This window comes from Pseudomonas sp. ANT_J28 (genome assembly GCF_008370005.1).
Classification (GTDB): Bacteria; Pseudomonadota; Gammaproteobacteria; order Pseudomonadales; family Pseudomonadaceae; genus Aquipseudomonas; species Aquipseudomonas frigoris.
In genome coordinates this window covers 15,885-39,373 of the sequence record NZ_VOBM01000044.1, presented here as the reverse complement: position 1 = coordinate 39,373, position 23,489 = coordinate 15,885, and the positions used below count along the sequence as shown (strand labels likewise).

Sequence of the window (23,489 nt, the reverse complement as noted above, 5' to 3'; positions counted from 1 at the left end):
TGCTCGCGAAGGCGGTGTGTCATTCAACAGATAAGTTGACTGATCTACCGCCTTCGCGAGCAAGCCCGCTCCCACATTGGATTGCATTTCTTCAGTGAATTAATCGTCACTGATGGTGATGTTCGGCATCGCAGGCGATACCGCTTCCTGCAACACGATCCGCGCGCCGACATGGCGGGCCAGTTCCTGGTAAACCATCGCAATCGGGCTGTCAGGCTCGGCGATCACCGTTGGCTTGCCGCCGTCGGCCTGTTCGCGGATGGCCATCGCCAGCGGCAACGAAGCCAGCAGCTCGACGCCGTACTGGTTGGCCAGCTTCACACCACCGCCCTCACCGAACAGATGCTCGGCATGCCCGCAATTGGAGCAGATGTGCACGGCCATGTTTTCCACCACGCCCAGCACCGGGATGTTGACCTTGCGGAACATCTCCACGCCCTTGCGTGCGTCCAGCAATGCCAGATCTTGCGGCGTGGTAACGATCACCGCGCCGGCCACCGGGACTTTCTGCGCCAGGGTCAGCTGGATGTCGCCGGTGCCTGGTGGCATGTCGATGACCAGGTAATCCAGATCGCCCCAGGCGGTTTGAGTGACCAGTTGCAACAAGGCGCCGGAAACCATCGGTCCGCGCCAGACCATCGGCGTGTTGTCGTCGGTCAGGAACGCCATGGACATGACTTCGACACCGTGGGACTCGATCGGAATAAACCACTTCTGATCCTTGACCTTGGGTCGGGTGCCTTCAGGGATGCCGAACATGATGCCTTGGCTCGGTCCGTAAATGTCCGCGTCGAGAATCCCGACCTTGGCGCCTTCGCGGGCCAGGGCCAGGGCCAGGTTGGCGGCAGTGGTGGATTTACCCACACCGCCCTTGCCGGATGCCACGGCCACCACGTTCTTGACGTTGGCCAGACCCGGGATCTGCGCTTGAGCCTTGTGCGCGGCAATGACACTGGTGATCTCGACGCGCGCGATGGTCACGCCGTCCAGCCCTTCAATGGCCATTTGCAGCAACTGCGCCCAGCCACTCTTGAACAGGCCGGCGGCGTAACCCAGCTCCAGCTGGACGCTGACGCGATCCCCCTGAATGTCGATGCCGCGTACGCACCCGGCGCTGACCGGGTCCTGGTTCAGGTAAGGGTCGGTGTATTGGCGAAGGACGGCTTCCACCGCTGCGCGATTGACGACGCTCATGGGCAACTCCGATAGCAAGACTGGAAAATCAGGCGGGTATCCTACGCCGGACACACATTTGTGGCGAGAGAGCCCGACGCCGGTTGGCGGTTGTCGTAGATCGAAAGAGGCTCACGGGGTGAAAAATATGCGCTGGCGCTTTATAGTGGCCGACCTCCGTTTCATCAAGTAGCCGAGCCCCATGTCCGAGCCACGCAAGATCCTCGTCACCAGCGCCCTGCCCTATGCCAATGGTTCGATCCATCTTGGCCACATGCTGGAATATATCCAGACCGACATGTGGGTGCGCTTCCAGAAGCACCGCGGCAATCAATGCATTTATGTCTGCGCCGACGACGCCCACGGTTCGGCCATCATGCTGCGCGCAGAAAAAGAAGGCATCACCCCGGAACAACTGATCGCCAACGTCCAGGCTGAACACAGCGCCGACTTTGCCGAGTTCCTGGTGGACTTCGACAACTTCCACTCCACTCACGCCGAAGAAAACCGTGAGCTGTCGAGCCAGATCTACCTGAAGCTGCGCGACGCCGGGCACATTGCCCAGCGCTCGATCACCCAGTACTTCGACCCGGAAAAGAAAATGTTCCTGGCCGACCGCTTCATCAAGGGCACCTGCCCGAAATGCGGCACCGAAGACCAGTACGGCGACAACTGCGAAAAATGCGGTGCGACCTACGCACCGACCGACCTGAAGGATCCGAAGTCGGCGATCTCTGGCGCCACTCCGGTGCTCAAGGATTCCCAGCACTTCTTCTTCAAGCTGCCGGACTTCCAGGAAATGCTGCAAGCCTGGACCCGCAGCGGCACCCTGCAAGACGCTGTCGCCAACAAAATCGCCGAATGGCTGGATGCCGGCCTGCAACAGTGGGACATCTCCCGCGATGCGCCGTACTTCGGCTTCGAGATTCCAGGCGAGCCAGGCAAGTATTTCTACGTGTGGCTGGATGCGCCAATCGGCTACATGGCCAGCTTCAAGAACCTTTGCGCCCGTCGTCCGGACCTGGACTTCGATGCGTTCTGGGCCAAGGATTCCACCGCCGAGTTGTACCACTTCATCGGCAAGGACATCGTCAATTTCCACGCACTGTTCTGGCCAGCGATGCTCGAAGGCGCCGGTTTCCGCAAGCCGACCGGCATCAACGTCCACGGCTATCTGACAGTCAATGGTCTGAAAATGTCCAAGTCCCGTGGCACCTTCATCAAGGCCCGGACCTATCTGGACCATTTGTCGCCGGAATACCTGCGCTACTACTACGCAGCCAAGCTGAGCCGTGGCGTCGACGACCTGGACCTGAACCTCGAAGACTTCGTGCAGAAGGTCAATTCCGACCTGGTCGGCAAAGTCGTCAACATCGCCAGCCGTTGCGCCGGTTTCATCCACAAAGGCAACGCCGGAGTACTGGTGGCGGGTAATGCCGCGCCGGAACTGACCGAAGCATTCCTCGCCGCAGCGCCAAGCATTGCCGAGGCCTACGAGGCTCGCGACTTCGCCCGTGCCATGCGCGAGATCATGGGCCTGGCCGACCGCGCCAACGCCTGGATCGCCGACAAGGCGCCCTGGTCGCTGAACAAACAGGAAGGCAAGCAAGACGAAGTCCAGGCCATCTGCGCCCTGGGCGTCAACCTGTTCCGCCAACTGGTGATCTTCCTCAAACCGGTGCTGCCGCTGCTGGCCGCCGACGCCGAGGCGTTCCTGAACGTCGCGCCGCTGACCTGGAACGACCACGCTACCTTGCTCAGCAACCATCAGTTGAACGAGTTCAAACCGTTGATGACCCGTATCGACCCGGTAAAAGTGCAAGCCATGAGCGACGCCTCGAAAGAAGACCTGACTGCCAGCGCAACCGACACCGGCGACGCCGCACCTGCCGGCAATGGCGAACTGGCCAAGGATCCGCTGTCACCGGAAATCGAGTTCGACGCCTTTGCTGCGGTTGACTTGCGCGTCGCCCTGATCCTCAAGGCCGAACACGTGGAAGGCGCCGACAAACTGCTGCGCCTGACCCTCGACATCGGTGACGAGCAACGCAACGTGTTCTCCGGGATCAAGAGCGCTTATCCGGATCCGTCCAAGCTCAATGGCCGTCTGACCATGATGATCGCCAACCTCAAGCCACGGAAAATGAAGTTCGGCATCTCCGAAGGCATGGTGATGGCGGCCGGCCCTGGCGGTGAAGAAATCTACCTGCTCAGCCCTGACAGCGGCGCCAAGCCTGGTCAGCGCATCAAGTAAGGCTCTGCTGTAAACCGATCCCACAGTCGTGCCTGGCGCGACTGTGGGATTTTCATGTCTGGCCCACCCTCCGTCCTTGCCAGATAATGCCTAAGCTTTTTTGACCGCTCCGTTAAAAAGCCCCGTTCTTGCCGGCAGGATCATGACCGAAATTGTTCTTACGCTTATCAGCGCCGCCCTGATCAACAACCTCGTGTTGCACTGGCCGCTGGGCGTCGATCCGCTGTTGGGCAACGAGCATCGGCAAGTCCACGCGTTGGGCCTTGCGACGATGTGTTTGATGCTGATCGTCGGCACGGTGGGCTACTCGGCCTATCGTTGGTTGCTGGTCCCGCTGGAGCTGACGTCGCTGCGCCTTTTCGTCTTCCTGCCATTAAGCGTTCTGCTGATTGGCCCGCTGCTGAAAGTGCTTTCCCGGTTACTTCCAAAGCTTACGTTCGATGGCCTCTGGCCCCTACTGCTGGGCAATGCTGGCGTACTCGGCTTGACGTTGCTCAACGCTCAGGACGACAAAGGCTTCTTCCACGCCCTGGCCCTGAGCCTGGGTGCCGGGCTGGGATTCTGGCTGGTACTGAGCCTGTTCAGCGACTTGCGCCAACGCACCATCGAAAATGATATCCCCCTGCCCTTTCGCGGCCTGCCCATCGACCTGATCGGCGCTGGATTGATTGCAGTGGCCTTTCTCGGATTCAGCGGACTGATCAAAACATGAGTCTGATTCAACGCATCGACGCCCTCTTGCCGCAGACCCAATGCGGCAAGTGCGGCCATCCCGGATGCAAGCCGTACGCCGAAGGCATTGCCAGCGGCGAACCGATCAACAAATGTCCGCCGGGCGGCAGCGAGACCATCGCGGCCCTGGCCGAGCTGTTGAAAGTGCCGGTGCTGGAACTGGACGTCAGTCGCGGTTCGGCCCCGGCGCAGATCGCCTTTATTCGTGAAGCGGAGTGTATTGGTTGCACCAAGTGCATCCAGGCCTGCCCGGTGGATGCCATTGTCGGCGCGGCGAAATTGATGCACACGGTGATCGTCGATGAATGCACCGGTTGCGACCTGTGCGTAGCGCCCTGCCCGGTGGATTGCATCGAGATGCGGCCGTTGCCGCTGGACACGGTGCTGCCGATTGTCGGCGGCCTGGCGTTGAGCCTTGAGGAACAACGTGCCCGGACGGCCAAGCGCAATCACGCGCGGCGCCGTTTTGAACAGCGCAATGCTCGTCTGCGTCGCGAAGAAGAACAGAAAATCGCCGAACGTCAGGCCCGAGCCCAGCGCGCCGTCCAGCACAGTGAGGTAGCGACACTCGACCCGGTTCAGGCCGCTCTTGAGCGAGTCCGCGCACAGAAGGCAGCCAATGCGGATGCGGCGTTGAAAAAGGCCAAGATCGATCTGGCGATGAGTCGGGCGCAACTGAACAAGTCACTCAAGGCGTTCGGGCATCCGCCGACCTTCGAACAGCAGTCGCAGCTGATCGTCCTGCAACAGCAATTCGAGGTTGCCGAACAGGCGTTGGCAAAACTGGAAAGCTCTGCACCGCCAGCCGCCCCCCCCGTCGTTCCGGCGAAAAATGCGCAGCTGAATCGGGCAAAGATCCAGTTGGCCATGCGCCGTGCCGAACTCAAGAAAGCCCAATCCAGCGAAGCGCCGGCAGAGCAGATCGAAGCCCTGGAACTCGCGGTGAATGAAGCCGAGCGTCAGGTGGATGCCTATGCCGCCCCTTGAATCGGTCGACGAACGCCTCCAGCAAGCCATGAAACTGGTATTGCTGGCCACCGTGCCGGGGATGCTGGTGTTTTTCTGGCTGTATGGCTGGGGCGTGTTGATCAACCTGATTCTGACGGGTATTACCGCACTGGCCGTTGAAGCGACCGTGTTGCGCTTGCGCAAGCTTGCGCTCAAGCCGAGCTTGAGCGACGGCAGTGCGCTGGTCAGCGCGACGCTGTTGGCTCTGGCCTTGCCGCCTTATTGCCCGTGGTGGCTGACGGTCTGTGCCACGGCGTTCGCGATGGTGTTCGGCAAACACCTGTATGGCGGCGTTGGCAAGAACCCGTTCAACCCGGCAATGCTGGGCTTCGCCCTGGTGCTGGTGACCTTTCCCCAACAGATGACCCACTGGCCGTCATCCCATGGTCTGGACCTGATCGGAGGCTTGCAGCAGGTGTTCGGGATCAGCCTCGGGCAGACGCCAGATGCCTGGGTCCAGGCCACGGCGCTGGACAGCCTGCGGATCAACAAAAGCCTGACCATGGACGAACTGTTTGCCGCTAACCCGGCGTTCGGTCATTTCGGCGGCCGAGGCATGGAATGGGTCAACCTTGCCTTTCTGGCGGGCGGCGCGTTTCTGCTGCAACGACGGGTGTTCAGCTGGCATGCGCCGGTCGGCATGCTCGCCAGCCTGTTCATCATCAGCCTGCTGTGCTGGAACGGCTCGGGCTCCGACTCCCATGGTTCGCCGCTGTTTCATCTGCTCACTGGCGCGAGCATGCTGGGTGCATTCTTCATCGTCACGGAACCGGTGTCCGGCGCAAAAAGCCCCGGCGCGCGACTGCTATTCGGCGCGGGCGTCGGGCTGCTGACGTACTTGATTCGTACCTGGGGTGGATATCCGGACGGCGTAGCCTTTGCCGTGCTGTTAATGAACCTCTGTGTGCCTGCGCTGGAGCGGTTTGCCGCCTCCAAACTGGAACGGGGTGCGCCATGAGCCGGGCGTCGAGCGTTGTGATCCTGGTGTTGCTGGCAGGCCTGGGGATTGGTGCGACTTACCTCGTGCAGCTCACCAGCGCGCCGCGCATTGCGGCCGAACAGCGCCTGATCGACGGTCGTAACCTGCTGGACCTGCTCCCTGCTGAAAGCTACGACAATCAGCCGCTGGAACAGCCGCTCGCCCTCGAAAACTCTGGATTGGCCAACAGCACGCTGCTGGGTGGCTACCTCGCGACCAAGACTGGCCAACCCAGCGCCGTGTTGCTGCGTAGCCAGACCCTGGGCTACGAGGGCTCCATCGAATTGCTGATCGCCATCGGCGCAAACGGCAAGGTGCTGGGCGTCAAAACGCTCAAGCAATCGGAAACTCCGGGGCTGGGCGGTCGACTCGCCGACTGGCCCAATGCCTGGCTTCAGGCTTTTTCCGGAAAGTCCCGAACCGAACCCGCCGACAATGGCTGGGCCTTGAAAAAGGATCAGGGGCAATTCGATCAAATGGCAGGGGCGACCATTACTTCGAGAGCGGTCATCAACGCCATCCATGACGCGCTGCGCTATTTCGACGAACATCAGCAACAGTTGATCGGGAGCAGCGCTCATGAATAAGTCATCGACGCTGCAGAGTTCGCTGATGCTTGCACCGCTGATCGGTGCCACGGACTCATTGGTGTCCGCTCTGGGCTTGTGGCTGATGTTCATCGTGGTGATCAGTGCCTTTGGAGTGAGCATGGGCGCCTTGCGATCCCGACTTATCCCGGCGACACGTTTGCTTGCCTGCGTCCTGCTGGCGGCCACACTGACCAGTTGCACGGAACTCGCCGCGCAAGTCTGGTCGCTGCAATGGCACCAACATGTAGGGTTCTATGCAGGATTAATTGCCTTGCAATGCGTTGCGCTGGAACACACCGGTTTTTTCCAGAGCACCTGGCGCGAGCGTCTGCGCCTGTGTGGCCTGTTCGGCGCGTTGATGGCGGGCCTTGGCTTGCTGCGCGAACTCATCGGCAGCGGGACACTCGGCAGCCATCTGCCATGGCTGGCTGGCACTGCGCAAGCCGACTGGCAAGGCTGGGTGCTGACTGCCGACGGTGGTTTGCGCCTGGCCACCCTGGCTCCTGGCGGATTCATTCTGCTGGGACTGCTGATCGCCGCACGTCAGGCCTGGACCCGCTCGACGCCCTCTCACTGACCGCCTTCGAGGAAACGCACTGCCCATGAATGCCGCAAAACGTCTGGAAATTTTTCGCCGATTTCACGAAGACAACCCGGAACCGAAGACCGAACTGGCCTACTCCTCGCCGTTCGAATTGCTGATCTCCGTGATTCTCTCGGCGCAGTCGACCGATGTCGGCGTCAACAAGGCAACCGCCAGGCTCTACCCGGTGGCCAATACACCGGCGGCGATTTATGCCCTGGGTGTCGAAGGCTTGTCGGAATACATCAAGACCATCGGCCTGTTCAACAGCAAAGCGAAAAACGTGATCGAGACCTGTCGCTTGCTGGTGGAACGTCATGGAGGTGAAGTGCCGCAAACCCGTGAAGAGCTGGAAGCGTTACCCGGCGTAGGCCGCAAGACCGCCAACGTGGTGCTCAATACCGCATTCCGTCAGTTGACCATGGCCGTGGACACGCATATTTTCCGGGTCAGCAACCGTACCGGCATTGCTCCAGGCAAAAATGTGGTCGAGGTTGAGCAAAAACTCATGAAGTTCGTGCCGAAGGAATATCTGCTCGACTCCCATCACTGGTTGATCCTCCACGGACGCTACGTTTGCATGGCCCGCAAGCCTCGTTGCGGCAGTTGTCGGATCGAAGACTTGTGCGAATACAAGAAAAAGACGTCGGACGATTGAGGCGCTATTAGGTTTTTCGATTTATCGATTGAAAAAATCTTTTTTACCCGCCGGGAGATTATCGATATAAGGAGCGCCAAAGGCAGCCTTAGCCTGGAGTAACACTATGAGCACTGGCAAAGAGCAATTGGACGTAGAAGACGACTTCACCCCTGTTGAGGCTGATGATGCTGAACCGGTGATTGAAGTGGCGAAGACCAACCTGAGCAAACGCCGTACCATCGACAATCTGTTGGAGGAGCGCCGACTGCAAAAGCAATTGGCCGATTACGATTTTGATCTATGACACCTAAAAGCCTCCCGAAACGGAGGCTTTTTACTAAGTGCCGCCTGATGCCCCCCCGCTCATCGCGCCTCGTCAAACGCTGGGGCAGTCACACCAGACCATTGCGTTGAGCCAATTCGATCAGGTCGACCAGCGAGCGGGCATTGAGTTTCAACAACAGACGAGTCTTGTATGTACTGACAGTTTTATTGCTGAGGAACATTCCATCGGCGATCTCCTTGTTGGTCTTGCCTCGGGCCAACTGTTGCAAGACCATCATTTCCCGACCCGACAGACGATCCACCATATCGGCTTCACTGGCGTTCCCCAAACTGGAACGTACGGTATGCAAGGCTTGATTCGGAAAGTAGCTGTAGCCTGACAATACTGCCTTTATTGCACTGAGCAATTCAGTGAGATCCTGTTGCTTACAAACATACCCTGCAGCACCCGATTGCATGCAACGCATAGAGAAATGCCCGGGCGCCTGGGAAGTTAGTATCAGTACTTTCATGGGCGTTGCTGTCGATGTCAGACGCGCAATGACTTCCAGCCCATCAAGTTTTGGTATTCCAATATCCAGGATGACAATATCCGGCATATGCTCACGGGCAAGTTGCAACGCATCCACGCCATTATCTGTCTCTGCAATGACTTCGTAGCCATGACGTTCCATTAGCATACGCACCGCAAGACGAATGACAGGGTGATCATCCACGATCAGCACTTTATTCATGGGCAAGTCCAATTTTCGCTGTTCGAATTTTTAGAGCCCGCACGATAGCCTAGTCGTTTCACCCATGGCATGCCGCCCCCCTCGGCCACCCGCACCGAGAGACATTCCCTACAGACATTAAAGAATCGTCTTACAAATTTCCAAAAATACCGGCAGGGTAAAAACTTTATCAACCTGAAAACATTTCGATTATCCGCAGTTTTTTTGTTTCTATTTACAACCAGAAAACCAAATAACAGGGTTCGTCGCAAGCGATCCAACGAACACCGACTATTGAGCTACCCTTAAAAGTAACTGATATTTACCACTTGAAATCCCATACCACAAACACCGCATATCAAGGTTGTAATAAAAAATCACACCAGGCAACACTTCAACAACAAACCCACCCTACCACCACCTAAAAATCAACAACAGAGGCACCCGCTACACACTCAACACCGCTACTATCAAACCTTCGAAATCGAAAACTTAAAAAGGAGTACTGTACAAATACAAACACCGACCACTTAGTTATTAAAATGAAAACCAAAAACACTAATCAACAGAGAAAAAACAATATTCCCATGAGCCAAAAACATGAACAAACTAAAGAAAAAAATCATCAACCCCATGACAGTTATTGCAATATTTGCCGCTATTTCTGAAACATCGGCCGCCGTCTCACTGCCCTTTCTCGACAATAAGGAGCGGGAGCTCTATGTCTGGTTCCTGATCAGTTTCCCTTTTTATTTGCTTTTTCTTTTCTTCGCCACACTCAACTTCAACTACCGGTCGCTGTACGCGCCATCCGATTTCGGAAAGGGAAAGCATTTTATAAAAGTGATGGACAACGCTGAACGCAGTCAGCGGCCCGATAACCTGAAGGACCCTCCCGCGCGAATCGGTATTCAGACGGGCCTCTCGGCTCTACAGCACGTTTGCCTGGCCGAGCCGCTAAAAAACCTGCACATCGTCGATGCGCGGTTGCTAAACAAGAAAATGGAATTCGGTGCCTGGATTGAAAAAAACCGGCGCCCACAGGGACGCCCTGCACAAGTGATCGTATTTCTCACCTGTACCGATTCGGAGGCATTATTGAAGGAAAGCGCAAGCAAGCAATCAAAACAGGCAAAGAATCGCAGCGGACCAACGCTTTGCATTGCTTACAATTTGAATTCACACGGTCTGACGATTCTTGATCACTCTTTTTACCTGACACGCAGCAGGTAATGCTTGAAGAGCATTCAGAGAGAGGAAACAGAAGGAAGGTATTACGGTACAAAAAGAGCGCTGATAACACGATGTCCGGCAGGAAAACTCCCCCTTATTCAGAAATTGTGGCCTTGTCACCGACAAGGCCACAACTCTATTACCGTCGTTCCATTACGGTCGTTCCACTACGGCGTCAAAGATCTCAGAAAAGCTTCCGGCCTTTGTTCGCCGCAATACGCATGCGCAACGCGTTGAGCTTGATGAAGCCCGCCGCGTCGGCTTGGTTGTAGGCGCCGCCATCTTCTTCGAAGGTCGCGATGTTGGCATCGAACAACGATTCGTCGGACTTGCGACCGGTGACGATCACGTTGCCCTTGTAAAGCTTCAGGCGCACAACGCCGTTCACGTGGGCCTGGGATGCGTCGATCATCTGTTGCAGCATCAGACGCTCAGGGCTCCACCAGTAACCGGTGTAGATCAGGCTGGCGTATTTAGGCATCAGCTCGTCTTTGAGGTGAGCCACTTCGCGGTCCAGGGTGATCGATTCGATCGCACGGTGGGCGCGCAGCATGATGGTGCCGCCTGGGGTTTCGTAGCAGCCACGGGACTTCATGCCTACGTAACGGTTCTCGACGATGTCGAGACGGCCGATACCGTGTTCGCCGCCGATACGGTTCAGGGTCGCCAGCACGGTAGCCGGGGTCATTTCGACGCCGTCCAGTGCGACGATGTCGCCATTGCGGTAGGTCAGTTCCAGGTATTGCGCTTTATCTGGAGCCTTCTCCGGGGAGACGGTCCATTTCCACATGTCTTCTTCGTGCTCGGTCCAGGTGTCTTCCAGCACGCCGCCTTCATAGGAGATGTGCAGCAGGTTGGCATCCATCGAGTACGGGGATTTTTTCTTGCCGTGACGCTCGATCGGGATGTTGTGCTTTTCAGCATAATCCATCAGCTTTTCACGGGAGAGCAGGTCCCACTCGCGCCACGGAGCAATCACTTTCACGCCTGGCTTCAAGGCGTAGGCGCCCAGCTCGAAACGAACCTGGTCGTTGCCCTTGCCGGTGGCACCGTGGGAAATGGCGTCAGCGCCGGTTTCGTTGGCGATTTCGATCAAGCGCTTGGCGATCAACGGACGAGCGATGGAAGTACCCAGCAGGTACTCGCCTTCGTAAACGGTGTTGGCGCGGAACATCGGGAAAACGAAATCGCGCACGAATTCTTCGCGCAAGTCGTCGATGTAGATCTCTTTCACGCCCATGGCCTGTGCCTTGGCGCGTGCAGGTTCGACCTCTTCGCCCTGACCCAGGTCAGCGGTGAAGGTCACGACTTCACAGTTATAAGTATCCTGCAGCCACTTGAGGATCACCGAAGTGTCCAGGCCGCCGGAATACGCCAGAACGACCTTGTTTACGTCCGCCATGCCATCACTCCACGGGGTTCTACGGAAAGCGGTCAAGTCTACCGGTCATGCAGGATAATTTACAGAGGCGCGACAGCTTATGACGACGAAGCGACAGATTATGTCGAGTGAGCGACGATAACAGCGGGTTCAGGAGGTCGACGCGGCGCTCGCCGATGCCGTGGCCTGAGGGGCCGGCTTTTCAGCGGGCGCAACCCGCGCGAGGTGCACATTGACCCGACGGTTCTTCGCCCGGTTGGCGGAATTGGTATTGGGCGCCAATGGATAACGCTCGCCGTGAAAGCGCACAGTGATCTGCGATTCCTGAATGCCGTTGGCCTTGAAGAACTCCATGACGGCCAGAGCCCGACGCCGCGACAGATCACGATTGGTCAGGCGGTTGCCGCTGTTGTCGGAGTGGCCATCGAGTTCAATGTGGTTGACCGTCGGGTCAGCCTTCATGAACGCCAGCATCACTTGCAATTGAGCCTTGGCCTGCGCGTCGAGATCGATGCCTTCGCCGGGGAAGCCGATCTGCGATTGCTTAACCTGCTCGAAACTCTTCGGCAGCAGTTTTGCCACACAGCTCTGGTAGTCGTTGAAGGCCTTGCTGAACTTGACCGGCAGCAGGCGCACTTCCGACACCCGGCCATCGCCCGAGTAATGTCGAACGACCGGACTGCGGCCATCCATCAGGCCACTGATCAAGCGGCCGGCCTGAACTTGCGAACTGTTGAACAGCACGTTGCCGCTGCCGATCCGCACAGAACCGAGGTTGATGTCGCCACGCCCCGGCTGCCAGGGTGCAGCCGCCGCCAGCAAGGTAGCCGAACCGCCGCCGATCATCGCGTTGTAGGACTTCAGACGAAACGTCGCTTGCTCGCCAGCGCGGTGCACGAACTCACCCGAACCAAAATCGGTGATCGGTTGACTCAGGCGGCACTCGAACTTGTCTCCTTCGACCGTCCACTCGATGCTCTCCAGACGGGTCTGGAAAGTGAGCGCCATCGCTGGAAGGCTGGCAAACACGCTGAGCAAGGCTAAATAACGCTGGCGCACGGGAGGCTCCACTGGCTTCTACAACAAAAAGACCGACACACATATGTTTACGGCATACCTGTTGGATATCGGAAGCTTCCAGCAAAACTTGATAGCGAGTGCCTGTAAGTGTCTTTTCCGGTAGCATTCCCCTCAGTTTGACCCGCCTGGAATCCCCTCATGTCCGACCGCCTGACCCTGCTGCGTCCCGACGACTGGCACATTCATCTTCGCGATGGTGCCGTGTTGACCAATACCGTTGCGGATGTCGCGCGCACCTTTGGTCGCGCCATCATCATGCCCAACCTGGTACCTCCGGTGCGTAACGCTGCTGAAGCCGACGGCTATCGCCAGCGGATTCTCGCTGCACGCCCGGCCGGCAGTCGCTTCGAACCGTTGATGGTGCTGTACCTGACCGACCGTACACAGCCCGAAGAAATTCGCGAGGCCAAGGCCAGCGGTTTCATTCACGCCGCCAAACTGTACCCGGCCGGCGCGACCACCAACTCGGACTCTGGTGTCACCAGCATCGACAAGATCTTCCCTGCACTTGAGGCCATGGCTGAAGTCGGGATGCCCTTGTTGGTTCACGGTGAAGTCACCCGTGGCGATGTCGACGTGTTCGATCGCGAAAAAATCTTCATCGATGAGCACATGCGCCGTGTGGTCGAGCGCTTCCCGAGCCTCAAAGTGGTGTTCGAACACATCACTACCGCCGACGCCGTGCAGTTCGTCAACGAGGCTTCGGCCAATGTTGGCGCGACCATCACCGCGCATCACCTGCTGTACAACCGCAACCACATGCTGGTGGGCGGGATTCGGCCGCACTTCTATTGCCTGCCGATCCTCAAGCGCAACACCCATCAGGAAGCCCTGCTCGACGCCGCCACCAGCGGCAGCGACAAATTCTTCCTCGGCACCGACTCGGCGCCCCATGCCCAGCACGCCAAAGAAGCCGCTTGCGGCTGTGCCGGTTGCTACACCGCTTATGCAGCGATCGAGATGTATGCCGAAGCCTTCGAACAGCGCAACGCGCTGGACAAGCTCGAAGCCTTCGCCAGCCTGAACGGACCTCGTTTCTACGGCCTGCCGGTGAACACCGATCGTATTACCCTGGTCCGCGAAGAGTGGACCGCCCCAACCAGCCTGCCATTTGGCGAGCTGACCGTAATCCCGCTGCGCGCCGGTGAAAAACTGCGCTGGCGCCTGCTGGAGGAACACGCGTGAGTGAAGACCATTTCGACGACGAACAGGACGGTCAAGGCGGCGGAGGTGGTTCACGCCACCCGATGGCTGAGCGCTTCCGTGGATACCTGCCAGTCGTTGTCGACGTTGAAACCGGTGGTTTCAACTCTGCCACTGACGCCTTGCTGGAAATTGCCGCAACCACCATCGGCATGGACGAAAAAGGGTTTGTGTACCCCGACCACACCTACTTCTTTCGCGTAGAGCCATTTGAAGGCGCGAACATCGAAGCGGCCGCGTTGGAATTTACCGGGATCAAACTCGACCACCCGCTGCGCATGGCAGTGAGTGAAGAAGCAGCGCTGACCGACATCTTCCGTGGCATCCGCAAGGCCCTGAAAGCCAATGGCTGCAAACGGGCGATTCTGGTCGGGCACAACAGCAGCTTCGATCTGGGTTTCCTCAACGCCGCTGTCGCACGCCTGGACATGAAACGTAATCCGTTCCATCCGTTCTCGAGCTTCGACACTGCAACCCTGGCCGGTCTGGCTTACGGCCAAACCGTACTGGCCAAGGCCTGTCAGGCGGCCGATATCGACTTCGACGGTCGTGAGGCCCACTCGGCTCGCTACGACACCGAGAAGACGGCCGAGCTGTTCTGCGGCATCGTCAATCGCTGGAAACAAATGGGCGGTTGGGAAGACTACAACGACTGATCGTTGGATTTATTCCGCCCATAAAAAACCGGCCTCAACAGCCGGTTTTTTTATGCCTCAAACGTGCCTTACAGCGCAGCAGCGTGCTCGGTCAGGTAAGCCGCAACACCTTCGGTGGAAGCGGTCATACCTTTGTCGCCTTTTTTCCAGTTGGCAGGGCAAACTTCGCCGTGCTCTTCGTGGAATTGCAGCGCGTCGACCAGACGGATCAGCTCTTCCATGTTACGGCCCAGCGGCAGGTCGTTGATGATCTGCGAACGGACAACGCCTTTGTCGTCGATCAGGAACGCGCCACGGAAAGCTACGCCGTCAGCGGACTGAACGTCGTAGGCCTTCATGATTTCCTGCTTGATGTCGGCAGCCATGGTGTAACGAACCTGGCCGATGCCGCCATTGTTGACCGGGGTGTTACGCCAGGCGTTGTGGGTGAAGTGCGAGTCGATCGAAACGGCGATCACTTCAACGTTGCGTGCCTTGAAGTCAGACATGCGGTTGTCCAGAGCGATCAGCTCGGACGGGCAAACAAAGGTGAAGTCCAGTGGGTAGAAGAACACCAGGCCGTATTTGCCTTTGATGGCCGACGACAGGGTGAAGCTGTCTACGATTTCGCCATTGCCGAGTACGGCCGGTACGGTGAAGTCAGGGGCTTGTTTGCCTACGAGTACGCTCATTGGATATCTCCTGGTGTAATAACGTGAAGAACTGGGCTCGCGTCAGCCTGTCACCTTCAAGCGACAGCCCTGTGACACGACCCCCTTCGCAAGGACCGACCATCATACACGGCGTTTTTGAGCTGTCCTCAACGGTTTTTCGCAGGTTCGTTAAAATTGCCGTCGCCGCGGTTACTGGCAGATTGCCCTGACGAAAACCGTTCGTCAGTCGCGCCCGCTTATAACGCGAAGCTTTCAGAAAGCACTTTGACAATCATTCTCGTTAACATTAAGATCCATCGCAATTGAGTCACAACCAGCGACGGTTTTCACTTATGTATGTCTGCCTCTGCACTGGCGTCACCGACGGTCAAATCCGCGAAGCAATCTATGAAGGTTGCTGCAGCTATAAGGACGTCCGTCAGGCCACCGGCGTTGCCAGCCAATGCGGTAAATGCGCCTGCCTTGCCAAGGAGGTCGTTCGCGAAACCCTGACCAAACTGCAATCGGCCCAGGCTGCAATTCCCTATCCTGTAGAATTTACTGCCGCGTAACTACCGTATTTCAAAGAACCGGACTTGATGTCCGGTTTTTTTATACCTGAAAATCAATCGCTTACGCTCTAGACGCGGAACACAAACATTCTTATTCCGATTGATTTTCATTTAAGTTTCAATAACTTAGGTTTGACACTCTTAATTACGGGGCTCAAACTCTGCTTCATTGACAGCTAATAAAGGGCAGGACCCCATCATGAAAGGCGACGTTACAGTCATCCAGCATCTCAACAAGATCCTTGCCAATGAACTGGTCGCGATCAATCAATACTTCTTGCATGCACGCATGTACGAAGATTGGGGCCTGAACAAGCTCGGCAAGCACGAGTACCACGAATCCATCGACGAGATGAAGCACGCAGACAAGCTGATCAAGCGCATCCTGTTCCTTGAAGGCCTGCCGAACGTCCAGGACCTGGGCAAGCTGCAGATCGGCGAGCACACCCAGGAAATGCTTGAGTGCGACCTGCGTATCGAACGCACCGGTCACGCGGATCTCAAAGTGGCTATCGCTCATTGCGAAACCGTCGGCGACTTTGGTAGCCGTGAACTGCTTGAAGATATTCTTGAATCCGAAGAAGAACATATCGACTGGCTGGAAACCCAACTGGGCCTGATCGATAAAGTCGGTCTTGAGAACTATCTGCAATCGCAGATGGGCGAAGAGTAAGTTAGCGCCCGCTAAGCTCGAGACAATAAAAAGCCCCGCACTCTCTTAAAGAGGCGGGGCTTTTTTAATGCCTACAAAGACTGAATCAGGCTTCAGTCTTGTTGGCAGCAGCCGCTTCAACAGCCGCTTTGATCGTGGTCTGCAACGAACCATCAGCGGACATTTCAGTCATGATGTCGCTACCGCCGACCAGCTCACCGCCAACCCACAGTTGCGGGAAGGTTGGCCAGTTGGCGTATTTTGGCAGGTTGGCGCGGATTTCCGGGTTCTGCAGGATGTCCACGTACGCAAACTTTTCACCACACGCCATCACGGCCTGCGCGGCTTTCGCGGAGAAGCCGCACTGCGGGGCATTCGGCGAGCCTTTCATGTAAAGCAGAATGGTGTTGTTAGCAATCTGCTCTTTAATCGTTTCGATGATATCCATGGAGCACCTCGGCTGAACTTTCCGACTCAGTGGTCGGCACGGTGGCGCATTGTAACGGAAACCCGAGCACCCTGCTCGGTCTCCCCGACAGACTTGATCAAGCCGCCGCCACGGTCACTGGCACACCGTTCAACGCCGCATTGCCCGACAACTCATCGAGCTGACGCTCGTCAGTCAGGTCATTGGCGCTGGAGCCCGGCTGACCACAGGCAATGGTCATCTGTACGCCTGGCCGCGCATGGCCCCAACCGTGCGGAAGGCTGACCACGCCTTTCATCATATCCAGACTGCCGAGCACTTCAACTTCAATCTCACCGACCCGCGAACTGACCCGCACTCGCTGCCCGTCGTTGAGCCCACGGCTGGCCAGGTCATCCGGGTGCATCAGCAATTGATGGCGCGGCTTGCCCTTCACCAGGCGGTGATAGTTGTGCATCCACGAGTTGTTGCTGCGCACATGGCGGCGGCCAATCATCAGCAACTCATCGGCCGCTGGTGCTTGCAAGGCTGCAAAGCGCGCCAGGTCGGCAAGGATCGCTGGTGGCGCAGCCTGGACGCGCTGGTTGGCGGTTTTCAGGCGTGGCGCCAGGTTAGATTTCAGCGCCCCGAGATCGACACCATGAGGGTGATCGAACAAGGTAGCCAGCGACAATTTCTGTTCCGAAGCATCACCATACAACCCCACCCGCAAGCCACGGTCGATCATCTGCGCTGGCGGGATCGTCGGTTTCAGTTCCTTGCCAGTCTTCTCAGCAAAGGCCTTGGCCAGCCCCACGAAAATCTCCCAGTCATGCAACGCACCTTCAGGTTTGGCCAGGATCGCGCGATTGAACCGACTGACGTTACGCACCGCAAACATATTAAAGGTCGTGTCGTAATGATCGTTTTCCAGAGCCGATGTGGACGGCAGAATCAGGTCGGCATAACGCGTGGTTTCATTGATGTACAGGTCGATGCTGACTATGAACTCCAAACCGTCAAGAGCCTGTTCCAGTTGCCGGCCATTGGGCGTCGACAGCACCGGATTACCCGCCACGGTAATCAGCGCGCGGACCTGCCCTTCTCCTTCGGTAAGCATCTCTTCGGCCAGTGCCGACACCGGCAGTTCTCCACCGTATTCGGGACGCCCGGAGACCCGGCTCTGCCACAGATTGAAATGCCCGCCTGAGGTGGACGCCACCAGGTCCACCGCAGGTTCGGTGCACAACGCACCTCCCACACGATCAAGATTACCGGTGACCAGATTGATCAGTTGCACAACCCAATGACACAAGGTGCCGAACGCCTGGGTCGAGACACCCATGCGGCCGTAACAGACCGCTGTCGGCGCCGCCGCAAAGTCCCGCGCCAGTTGGCGGATCTGTTCGGCGGGCACCGCGCATAGTGGGCTCATGGCCTCGGCGGTGAAATTCGCGACCGCCTCCCGCACCTCATTTAGACCGTCCATCGGCAAATGACTGTCGCGGGTCAGGCCTTCAGCGAACAAGGTGTTGAGCAGTCCAAACAACAATGCCGCATCACCACCGGGGCGCACGAACAGATGCTGGTCGGCAATCGCCGCGGTTTCGCTGCGGCGCGGATCGACCACCACCACTTTGCCGCCGCGGGCCTGAATGGCCTTCAAGCGCTTCTCCACATCCGGCACGGTCATGATGCTGCCGTTGGAGGCCAGCGGATTGCCGCCGAGGATCAGCATGAAATCGGTGTGATCGATGTCCGGGATCGGCAACAGCAAACCGTGGCCGTACATCAAATGGCTGGTCAGGTGATGGGGCAACTGGTCAACTGAGGTCGCGGAAAACCGGTTGCGGGTTTTCAACAGGCCGAGAAAATAATTGCTGTGGGTCATCAACCCATAGTTGTGCACGCTGGGGTTGCCTTGATAGACCGCCACCGCGTTCTGTCCGTGACGCTCCTGAATCGCCGCCAGACGTTCGGCTACAAGGTTGAAGGCGTCTTCCCACTCGATGGGTTGCCATTCACTGCCGACACGTAGCATCGGCTGACGCAAACGATCCGGATCGTTCTGAATATCTTGCAGGGCAACGGCCTTGGGGCAGATGTGCCCGCGGCTGAAGGTATCCTGAGCGTCACCCTTGATCGAAGTGATCTGCACCGCGCCTTCGACCTCGGTGGTTTCGATGGTCAGGCCGCAGATGGCTTCGCACAAGTGGCACGCACGGTGATGGAGAGTCTTGGTCATGGCCAGTCTCTGTCTTGTTCTGGGCGGGCAATATCGACCGCGGGAACAAAACTATGGCGCCTGATCCACTGCTGCGCCAGCGACGTTCGTCTTGTGAATCGGCGGCCATCAGGCCAGCCGATGACCGCTGGGGATCAGTTCGGCGGCAGCCTCGGCGGCGCCTGCAACTGGATCTCCTGGATGGTTTCGATCTGCTCTTGAGCGACATGGACACCGGTGAGTTCGCCGATCAGCCGCCAGTGCTCGTCGAGCCCGGTGCTGATGGTTGCCATGCGGTCGATCATCCGCCGGCCGGCAGCCTTGGTCACTTCGTCTTCACTGCGCATCAACTCGAAGGACATCGAGGTCATGGACGCGGTGAGGTGGGTCAGAGAGCGGGCGGTGAGGCCGAGTAATTCCATTAACTGTCGTTCTTTCGATTCCATTCCGAAGGCTTCCTGCGTCGTTCGTGGATTAGTTATAACCCGCCACCTTGCATTAGCAAATGTTTCAGACCAGACACATCCATCAATCCTGAGTACAAATGTTTCGAATGAAAGGTCAGAAACTGACCGTTGCTACGTCTTCCCCGCCCCGTTTGATTGCAAAGCCCCGCGACCCCAGTGTACAAATGACTGGCTGCTGTCAGGAAACAGGCTTCAAAAGCGCTACTGCGGTCATCCCGTAGCCCCTCTGAAATCCCCAAACACCGTAGCCTATTGGAAAAACGCGACATTTAATGTCAATATCGCGCCTTCCCCTATTTCGTCGCCCCGTGCGGCTTACGCCGCAGGTCTCGCCCGTTTTTCAGTTAAACAAGGCTTTGAGTATCTGCGGTCTGTTGCAAAAAGGTAGTCAATGATGAGCGCAAGGCACTTTCTCTCCCTGATGGATTGCACGCCCGAAGAGCTGGTCAGCGTGATCCGTCGAGGCGTTGAGCTCAAAGACCTGCGTAACCGCGGCGTACTGTTCGAGCCTCTGAAAAACCGCGTGCTCGGGATGATTTTCGAGAAGTCCTCGACCCGCACCCGTATTTCGTTCGAAGCCGGCATGATCCAGCTCGGTGGGCAGGCGATCTTCCTGTCGCCGCGCGACACCCAACTGGGCCGTGGCGAGCCGATCGGCGATTGCGCGATCGTCATGTCGAGCATGCTCGACGCCGTAATGATCCGTACCTTTGCCCACAGTACCCTGACCGAATTCGCCGCCAACTCCCGCGTGCCCGTGATCAACGGCCTGTCCGATGACCTGCACCCGTGCCAGTTGCTGGCCGACATGCAGACGTTCCTCGAACACCGCGGCTCGATCCAGGGCAAAACCGTGGCCTGGATCGGCGACGGCAACAACATGTGCAACAGCTATATAGAAGCGGCGATCCAGTTCGACTTCCAGTTGCGCATCGCGTGCCCGGAAGGCTTTGAACCCAACCCTGAATTCGTGGCGAAGGCCGGTGACCGGGTCACCATCGTCCGCGATCCGAAGGATGCCGTACGCGGCGCCCACCTGGTCAGCACCGACGTCTGGACCTCCATGGGCCAGGAAGAGGAAACCGCCAAACGCCTTAAGCTGTTCGCGCCGTTTCAGGTCAACCGCGCCCTGCTCGACCTGGCCGCACCGGACGTGCTGTTCATGCACTGCCTGCCGGCCCACCGTGGCGAGGAAATCAGCGTCGACCTGCTGGATGACAAGCGCTCCGTCGCGTGGGATCAAGCCGAAAACCGTCTTCACGCACAAAAGGCCCTGCTCGAATTTCTCGTCGAACCGGCGTACCACCACGCATGAGCCATCCATTACTGCTGAACCTGCGCAACCTCGCCTGCGGCTACCAAGACCAGCGCGTCGTGCAGAACCTCAACCTGCATTTGAATGCCGGCGACATCGGCTGCCTGTTGGGCTCTTCGGGTTGCGGCAAGACCACCACGCTACGGGCGATTGCTGGTTTCGAACCGGTACACGAAGGTGAAATCCAGTTGGCGGGCGAGACGATCTCCCGCGCCGGCTTCACCCTCGCCCCGGAGAAACGCCGGATCGGCATGGTGTTCCAGGATTACGCACTGTTTCCGCATTTGAGCGTGGCCGAGAACATCGCCTTCGGGATCCGCAAGCATCCGCAAAAGGATCGCGTCACCGAAGAGTTGCTGGAACTGGTCAACCTGAAAAACCTCGGCAAGCGCTTCCCGCATGAGCTGTCCGGTGGTCAACAGCAGCGCGTCGCACTGGCCCGTGCCTTGGCGCCGGAACCGCAACTGCTGCTGCTCGACGAACCCTTCTCCAACCTTGATGGCGAGCTGCGACGCAAGCTCAGCCATGAGGTGCGCGATATCCTCAAGGCTCGTGGCACCAGCGCGATTCTGGTGACCCACGACCAGGAAGAAGCCTTCGCGGTGAGTGATCATGTGGGGGTTTTCAAGGAGGGTCGCCTGGAGCAGTGGGATACGCCCTACAACCTGTATCACGAACCGCTGACGCCCTATGTGGCCAGCTTCATCGGCCAGGGTTATTTCATTCGCGGTCAGCTGAGCAGCCCCGAGTCGGTGCAGACCGAACTGGGTGAGTTACGCGGTAATCGTGCCTACACCTGGCCGGTTGGCGGTGCGGTGGATGTATTGCTGCGTCCGGACGATATCGTTTATGCACCGGATAGCACGTTGAAGGCGCGGATTGTCGGCAAGTCTTTCCAGGGTGCGTCCACCTTATATCGCTTGCAGTTGCCGACCGGCGCGCAGCTAGAGTCGATTTTCCCGAGCCATGCCGATCATCAGGTGGGTTCAGAGGTCGGCATTCGTGTCGCGGCTGAACACCTGGTGCTGTTTCAGGCGTCGGGCAGTACGGCGGCGCAGATTCCGACCGTCGAATCCGGTGTCCGCCGCTACAGCAGCGCCCACTGACAAACACAACTCCTGTGTGCGAGCTTGCTCGCGATAGCGGACTGTCAGTCAATGATGATGTCGACTGACAGTCCGCAATCGCGAGCAAGCTCGCTCCCACATTGGGTGTTCGTTTAACTCAGCATTAGCGTTCCGCTTGCAACGAGCGTCGCATTCCCGCCGATTTTCACCCGATCCCCTTCCAGCCGACAGAACAACTCCCCGCCTCGAGCCGAACGCTGATAAGCCGTCAGGCTCGACTTGCCCAAACGTTTCGACCAGTACGGAATCAGGCTGCAATGGGTGGAACCGGTCACCGGGTCTTCGTTGATGCCGATCGCTGGCGCGAAGTAGCGGGAAACAAAATCATGCTGGCTGCCCCTGGCCGTGACAATTGCCCCCGGCCACGGCAGTTTCGCCAGTGCCGCCATGTCCGGCTGACATTCGAGCACCGCCTGTTCGGATTCCAGCACCACGAACAACTCGTTCGACCCCAGCACATCAACCGCTTCCACACCCAGCGCGCGCTCGACATCCAGGGTCACGCCCACTTCCGACGGAATGAGCGCCGGAAAATCCAGCCACAAGCGCTCACCCTCACGGCTCACACTCAGCAGGCCGGACTTGCAGACGAAGTCCAGGCGCTCGACCGGCTCTTTATAGATTTCAAACAGAACATAAGCGCTGGCCAGGGTTGCATGACCGCACAACGGCACTTCGGTAGTCGGGGTAAACCAGCGGATGTGCCAGCCCTGCCCTTCGCGTACCACGAAAGCGGTTTCGGCGAGGTTGTGCTCGGCGGCGATCTTCTGCATCAACTCATCGGCAAGCCAAGCATCGAGGCGATAGACCATCGCCGGGTTGCCACTGAACGGCCGATCACTGAACGCATCGACCTGATGAAACTCAAGCTGCATAACCTTCTCCCTTTGTCAGGTCACGGAGCATGAAGCTGCCGACAACCCGGCACCAGTGACAGAGCCAGTAAATTTGCACCATACAGCGCCAGGCCGGAAGCCCTCGTCAGGCGCGGCCGATATCGGCGAACTTCGCCTGGGTATGTTCGGCCAGCACCGCGGGTGCCAATTCGACTTCCAGCCCACGTCGCCCCGCACTGACAAAAATGCTGGCGAAGGGCTGAGCCGAATTATCGATAAAGGTACGCAAGCGCTTTTTCTGTCCCAGCGGGCTGATCCCACCCAACAGGTAACCGGTGGATCGTTGCGCAGCGGCAGGATCGGCCATTTCGACTTTTTTCACGCCCGCAGCATGCGCCAGGCCCTTTAAGTCCAGACTTCCGACGACCGGCACCACGGCCACCAACAATTCACCTTTCTCGCTCGCCGCCAGCAAGGTCTTGAACACCTGCGCCGGATCCAGCCCCAGCTTCTCCGCGGCCTCCAGCCCGTAGGACGCTGCCTTCGGATCATGTTCGTAACTGTGCACGCGATGTTCGGCACGAACTTTTTTCAACAAATCCAATGCGGGGGTCATGACAGCTCCAGACTGGGCGGCAGAAGAAAAATACTGCGCTGGATTCTAGGGCATTGATCGACAAATGGCTCTATTGCGGCGCTATTTCAAAGGCTTGGCGGCGCCTTATGCCGTTCGTCCACCTTCAGCCTG

At 58.0% G+C, this 23,489-nt stretch carries 25 protein-coding genes; 15 read left to right on the top strand and 10 right to left on the bottom strand.

Annotated features, from left to right (window positions below; translation table 11 throughout):
- Positions 1 to 99: 99 nt before the first annotated feature.
- On the bottom strand, positions 100 to 1,194 hold the full coding sequence (gene apbC / locus FQ187_RS24685) for an iron-sulfur cluster carrier protein ApbC (protein ID WP_149631477.1): 1,095 nt from the start codon (positions 1,192 to 1,194) through the stop codon (positions 100 to 102).
- A gap of 181 nt (positions 1,195 to 1,375) precedes the next feature.
- Here apbC and metG point away from each other — a divergent pair, with 181 nt between their 5' ends.
- The 8 genes from metG to FQ187_RS24645 all read left to right on the top strand — a co-directional run bounded on the left by metG (position 1,376) and on the right by FQ187_RS24645 (position 8,263).
- A complete protein-coding gene (gene metG, locus FQ187_RS24680) occupies positions 1,376 to 3,427 on the top strand; it encodes a methionine--tRNA ligase (protein WP_149631476.1) in 2,052 nt (683 codons plus the stop codon).
- Positions 3,428 to 3,569: 142 nt separating this feature from the next.
- A complete protein-coding gene (locus FQ187_RS24675; RefSeq protein ID WP_149631475.1) occupies positions 3,570 to 4,139 on the top strand; it encodes an electron transport complex protein RnfA in 570 nt (189 codons plus the stop codon).
- Complete coding sequence (gene rsxB, locus FQ187_RS24670; protein WP_149631474.1) at positions 4,136 to 5,146, top strand: electron transport complex subunit RsxB; 1,011 nt, start codon at positions 4,136 to 4,138, stop codon at positions 5,144 to 5,146. The genes FQ187_RS24675 and rsxB overlap by 4 nt, the downstream gene beginning before the upstream one ends.
- The gene (locus FQ187_RS24665) at positions 5,133 to 6,125 is read left to right on the top strand and encodes an RnfABCDGE type electron transport complex subunit D (RefSeq protein ID WP_149631473.1); all 993 of its coding nucleotides are present in this window, start codon (positions 5,133 to 5,135) and stop codon (positions 6,123 to 6,125) included. The genes rsxB and FQ187_RS24665 overlap by 14 nt, the downstream gene beginning before the upstream one ends.
- Positions 6,122 to 6,733, top strand: a complete 612-nt coding sequence (locus FQ187_RS24660; RefSeq protein ID WP_149631472.1) for an RnfABCDGE type electron transport complex subunit G — start codon at positions 6,122 to 6,124, stop codon at positions 6,731 to 6,733. The genes FQ187_RS24665 and FQ187_RS24660 overlap by 4 nt, the downstream gene beginning before the upstream one ends.
- Positions 6,726 to 7,313 (top strand): Rnf-Nqr domain containing protein, encoded by a 588-nt coding sequence (locus FQ187_RS24655; RefSeq protein WP_149631471.1) that lies wholly within the window; start codon positions 6,726 to 6,728, stop codon positions 7,311 to 7,313. The genes FQ187_RS24660 and FQ187_RS24655 overlap by 8 nt, the downstream gene beginning before the upstream one ends.
- Before the next feature lie 25 nt (positions 7,314 to 7,338).
- Complete coding sequence (nth, locus tag FQ187_RS24650) at positions 7,339 to 7,977, top strand: endonuclease III (protein ID WP_149631470.1); 639 nt, start codon at positions 7,339 to 7,341, stop codon at positions 7,975 to 7,977.
- Positions 7,978 to 8,083: 106 nt separating this feature from the next.
- Positions 8,084 to 8,263 carry a PA3496 family putative envelope integrity protein gene (locus FQ187_RS24645; protein WP_149631469.1) on the top strand — a complete coding sequence of 60 codons (180 nt, stop codon included), beginning with the start codon at positions 8,084 to 8,086 and terminating at the stop codon, positions 8,261 to 8,263.
- Positions 8,264 to 8,351: 88 nt separating this feature from the next.
- Here FQ187_RS24645 and FQ187_RS24640 read toward each other — a convergent pair whose 3' ends face one another.
- Entirely contained in the window at positions 8,352 to 8,978 is a 627-nt protein-coding gene (locus FQ187_RS24640; RefSeq protein WP_149631468.1) for a response regulator transcription factor, read from the bottom strand.
- Positions 8,979 to 9,557: 579 nt separating this feature from the next.
- On the opposite strand from FQ187_RS24640, the gene FQ187_RS24635 reads away from it, so the two are divergent.
- Positions 9,558 to 10,190: a hypothetical protein gene (locus tag FQ187_RS24635; protein WP_149631467.1), complete on the top strand. Its 633-nt coding sequence runs from the start codon at positions 9,558 to 9,560 to the stop codon at positions 10,188 to 10,190.
- A gap of 184 nt (positions 10,191 to 10,374) precedes the next feature.
- Here the strand turns inward: FQ187_RS24635 and FQ187_RS24630 are convergent, their stop codons facing one another.
- Together FQ187_RS24630 and FQ187_RS24625 are read right to left on the bottom strand one after the other, a co-directional pair.
- The gene (locus FQ187_RS24630) at positions 10,375 to 11,592 is read right to left on the bottom strand and encodes an argininosuccinate synthase (RefSeq protein ID WP_007898502.1); all 1,218 of its coding nucleotides are present in this window, start codon (positions 11,590 to 11,592) and stop codon (positions 10,375 to 10,377) included.
- A 129-nt stretch (positions 11,593 to 11,721) separates the two neighbouring features.
- Positions 11,722 to 12,630 (bottom strand): OmpA family protein, encoded by a 909-nt coding sequence (locus FQ187_RS24625; protein WP_149631466.1) that lies wholly within the window; start codon positions 12,628 to 12,630, stop codon positions 11,722 to 11,724.
- Positions 12,631 to 12,789: 159 nt separating this feature from the next.
- On the opposite strand from FQ187_RS24625, the gene pyrC reads away from it, so the two are divergent.
- Positions 12,790 to 13,836, top strand: a complete 1,047-nt coding sequence (gene pyrC, locus FQ187_RS24620) for a dihydroorotase (protein WP_149631465.1) — start codon at positions 12,790 to 12,792, stop codon at positions 13,834 to 13,836.
- The gene (rnt, locus tag FQ187_RS24615; RefSeq protein WP_149631464.1) at positions 13,833 to 14,510 is read left to right on the top strand and encodes a ribonuclease T; all 678 of its coding nucleotides are present in this window, start codon (positions 13,833 to 13,835) and stop codon (positions 14,508 to 14,510) included. Before pyrC ends, rnt begins: the two co-directional genes overlap by 4 nt.
- Before the next feature lie 68 nt (positions 14,511 to 14,578).
- On the opposite strand, the gene FQ187_RS24610 is transcribed toward rnt, so the two are convergent.
- The gene (locus tag FQ187_RS24610; RefSeq protein ID WP_149631463.1) at positions 14,579 to 15,181 is read right to left on the bottom strand and encodes a peroxiredoxin; all 603 of its coding nucleotides are present in this window, start codon (positions 15,179 to 15,181) and stop codon (positions 14,579 to 14,581) included.
- A 314-nt stretch (positions 15,182 to 15,495) separates the two neighbouring features.
- Between FQ187_RS24610 and FQ187_RS24605 the strand changes: the two genes are divergently transcribed.
- Together FQ187_RS24605 and bfr are read left to right on the top strand one after the other, a co-directional pair.
- Complete coding sequence (locus FQ187_RS24605) at positions 15,496 to 15,714, top strand: bacterioferritin-associated ferredoxin (RefSeq protein ID WP_123368466.1); 219 nt, start codon at positions 15,496 to 15,498, stop codon at positions 15,712 to 15,714.
- 199 nt (positions 15,715 to 15,913) lie between these two features.
- Positions 15,914 to 16,387: a bacterioferritin gene (gene bfr / locus FQ187_RS24600; protein WP_008155586.1), complete on the top strand. Its 474-nt coding sequence runs from the start codon at positions 15,914 to 15,916 to the stop codon at positions 16,385 to 16,387.
- A gap of 85 nt (positions 16,388 to 16,472) precedes the next feature.
- On the opposite strand, the gene grxD is transcribed toward bfr, so the two are convergent.
- From grxD to FQ187_RS24585, 3 genes are all read right to left on the bottom strand, one after another.
- Positions 16,473 to 16,814, bottom strand: coding sequence for a Grx4 family monothiol glutaredoxin (grxD, locus tag FQ187_RS24595; RefSeq protein WP_149631462.1), 342 nt, complete (start codon positions 16,812 to 16,814; stop codon positions 16,473 to 16,475).
- Positions 16,815 to 16,911: 97 nt separating this feature from the next.
- On the bottom strand, positions 16,912 to 19,017 hold the full coding sequence (locus FQ187_RS24590) for a molybdopterin oxidoreductase family protein (RefSeq protein WP_149631461.1): 2,106 nt from the start codon (positions 19,015 to 19,017) through the stop codon (positions 16,912 to 16,914).
- Positions 19,018 to 19,151: 134 nt separating this feature from the next.
- On the bottom strand, positions 19,152 to 19,442 hold the full coding sequence (locus tag FQ187_RS24585; protein ID WP_008155590.1) for a hypothetical protein: 291 nt from the start codon (positions 19,440 to 19,442) through the stop codon (positions 19,152 to 19,154).
- Positions 19,443 to 19,857: 415 nt separating this feature from the next.
- On the opposite strand from FQ187_RS24585, the gene argF reads away from it, so the two are divergent.
- Together argF and FQ187_RS24575 are read left to right on the top strand one after the other, a co-directional pair.
- Positions 19,858 to 20,778 carry an ornithine carbamoyltransferase gene (gene argF, locus FQ187_RS24580; RefSeq protein ID WP_149631460.1) on the top strand — a complete coding sequence of 307 codons (921 nt, stop codon included), beginning with the start codon at positions 19,858 to 19,860 and terminating at the stop codon, positions 20,776 to 20,778.
- Positions 20,775 to 21,884: an ABC transporter ATP-binding protein gene (locus FQ187_RS24575; RefSeq protein WP_149631459.1), complete on the top strand. Its 1,110-nt coding sequence runs from the start codon at positions 20,775 to 20,777 to the stop codon at positions 21,882 to 21,884. The genes argF and FQ187_RS24575 overlap by 4 nt, the downstream gene beginning before the upstream one ends.
- Positions 21,885 to 21,997: 113 nt before the next feature.
- On the opposite strand, the gene FQ187_RS24570 is transcribed toward FQ187_RS24575, so the two are convergent.
- Both FQ187_RS24570 and ybaK read right to left on the bottom strand, forming a co-directional pair.
- The gene (locus FQ187_RS24570; protein ID WP_149631458.1) at positions 21,998 to 22,780 is read right to left on the bottom strand and encodes a PhzF family phenazine biosynthesis protein; all 783 of its coding nucleotides are present in this window, start codon (positions 22,778 to 22,780) and stop codon (positions 21,998 to 22,000) included.
- A 106-nt stretch (positions 22,781 to 22,886) separates the two neighbouring features.
- On the bottom strand, positions 22,887 to 23,357 hold the full coding sequence (gene ybaK / locus FQ187_RS24565; protein WP_007971306.1) for a Cys-tRNA(Pro) deacylase: 471 nt from the start codon (positions 23,355 to 23,357) through the stop codon (positions 22,887 to 22,889).
- Positions 23,358 to 23,489: the final 132 nt, after the last annotated feature.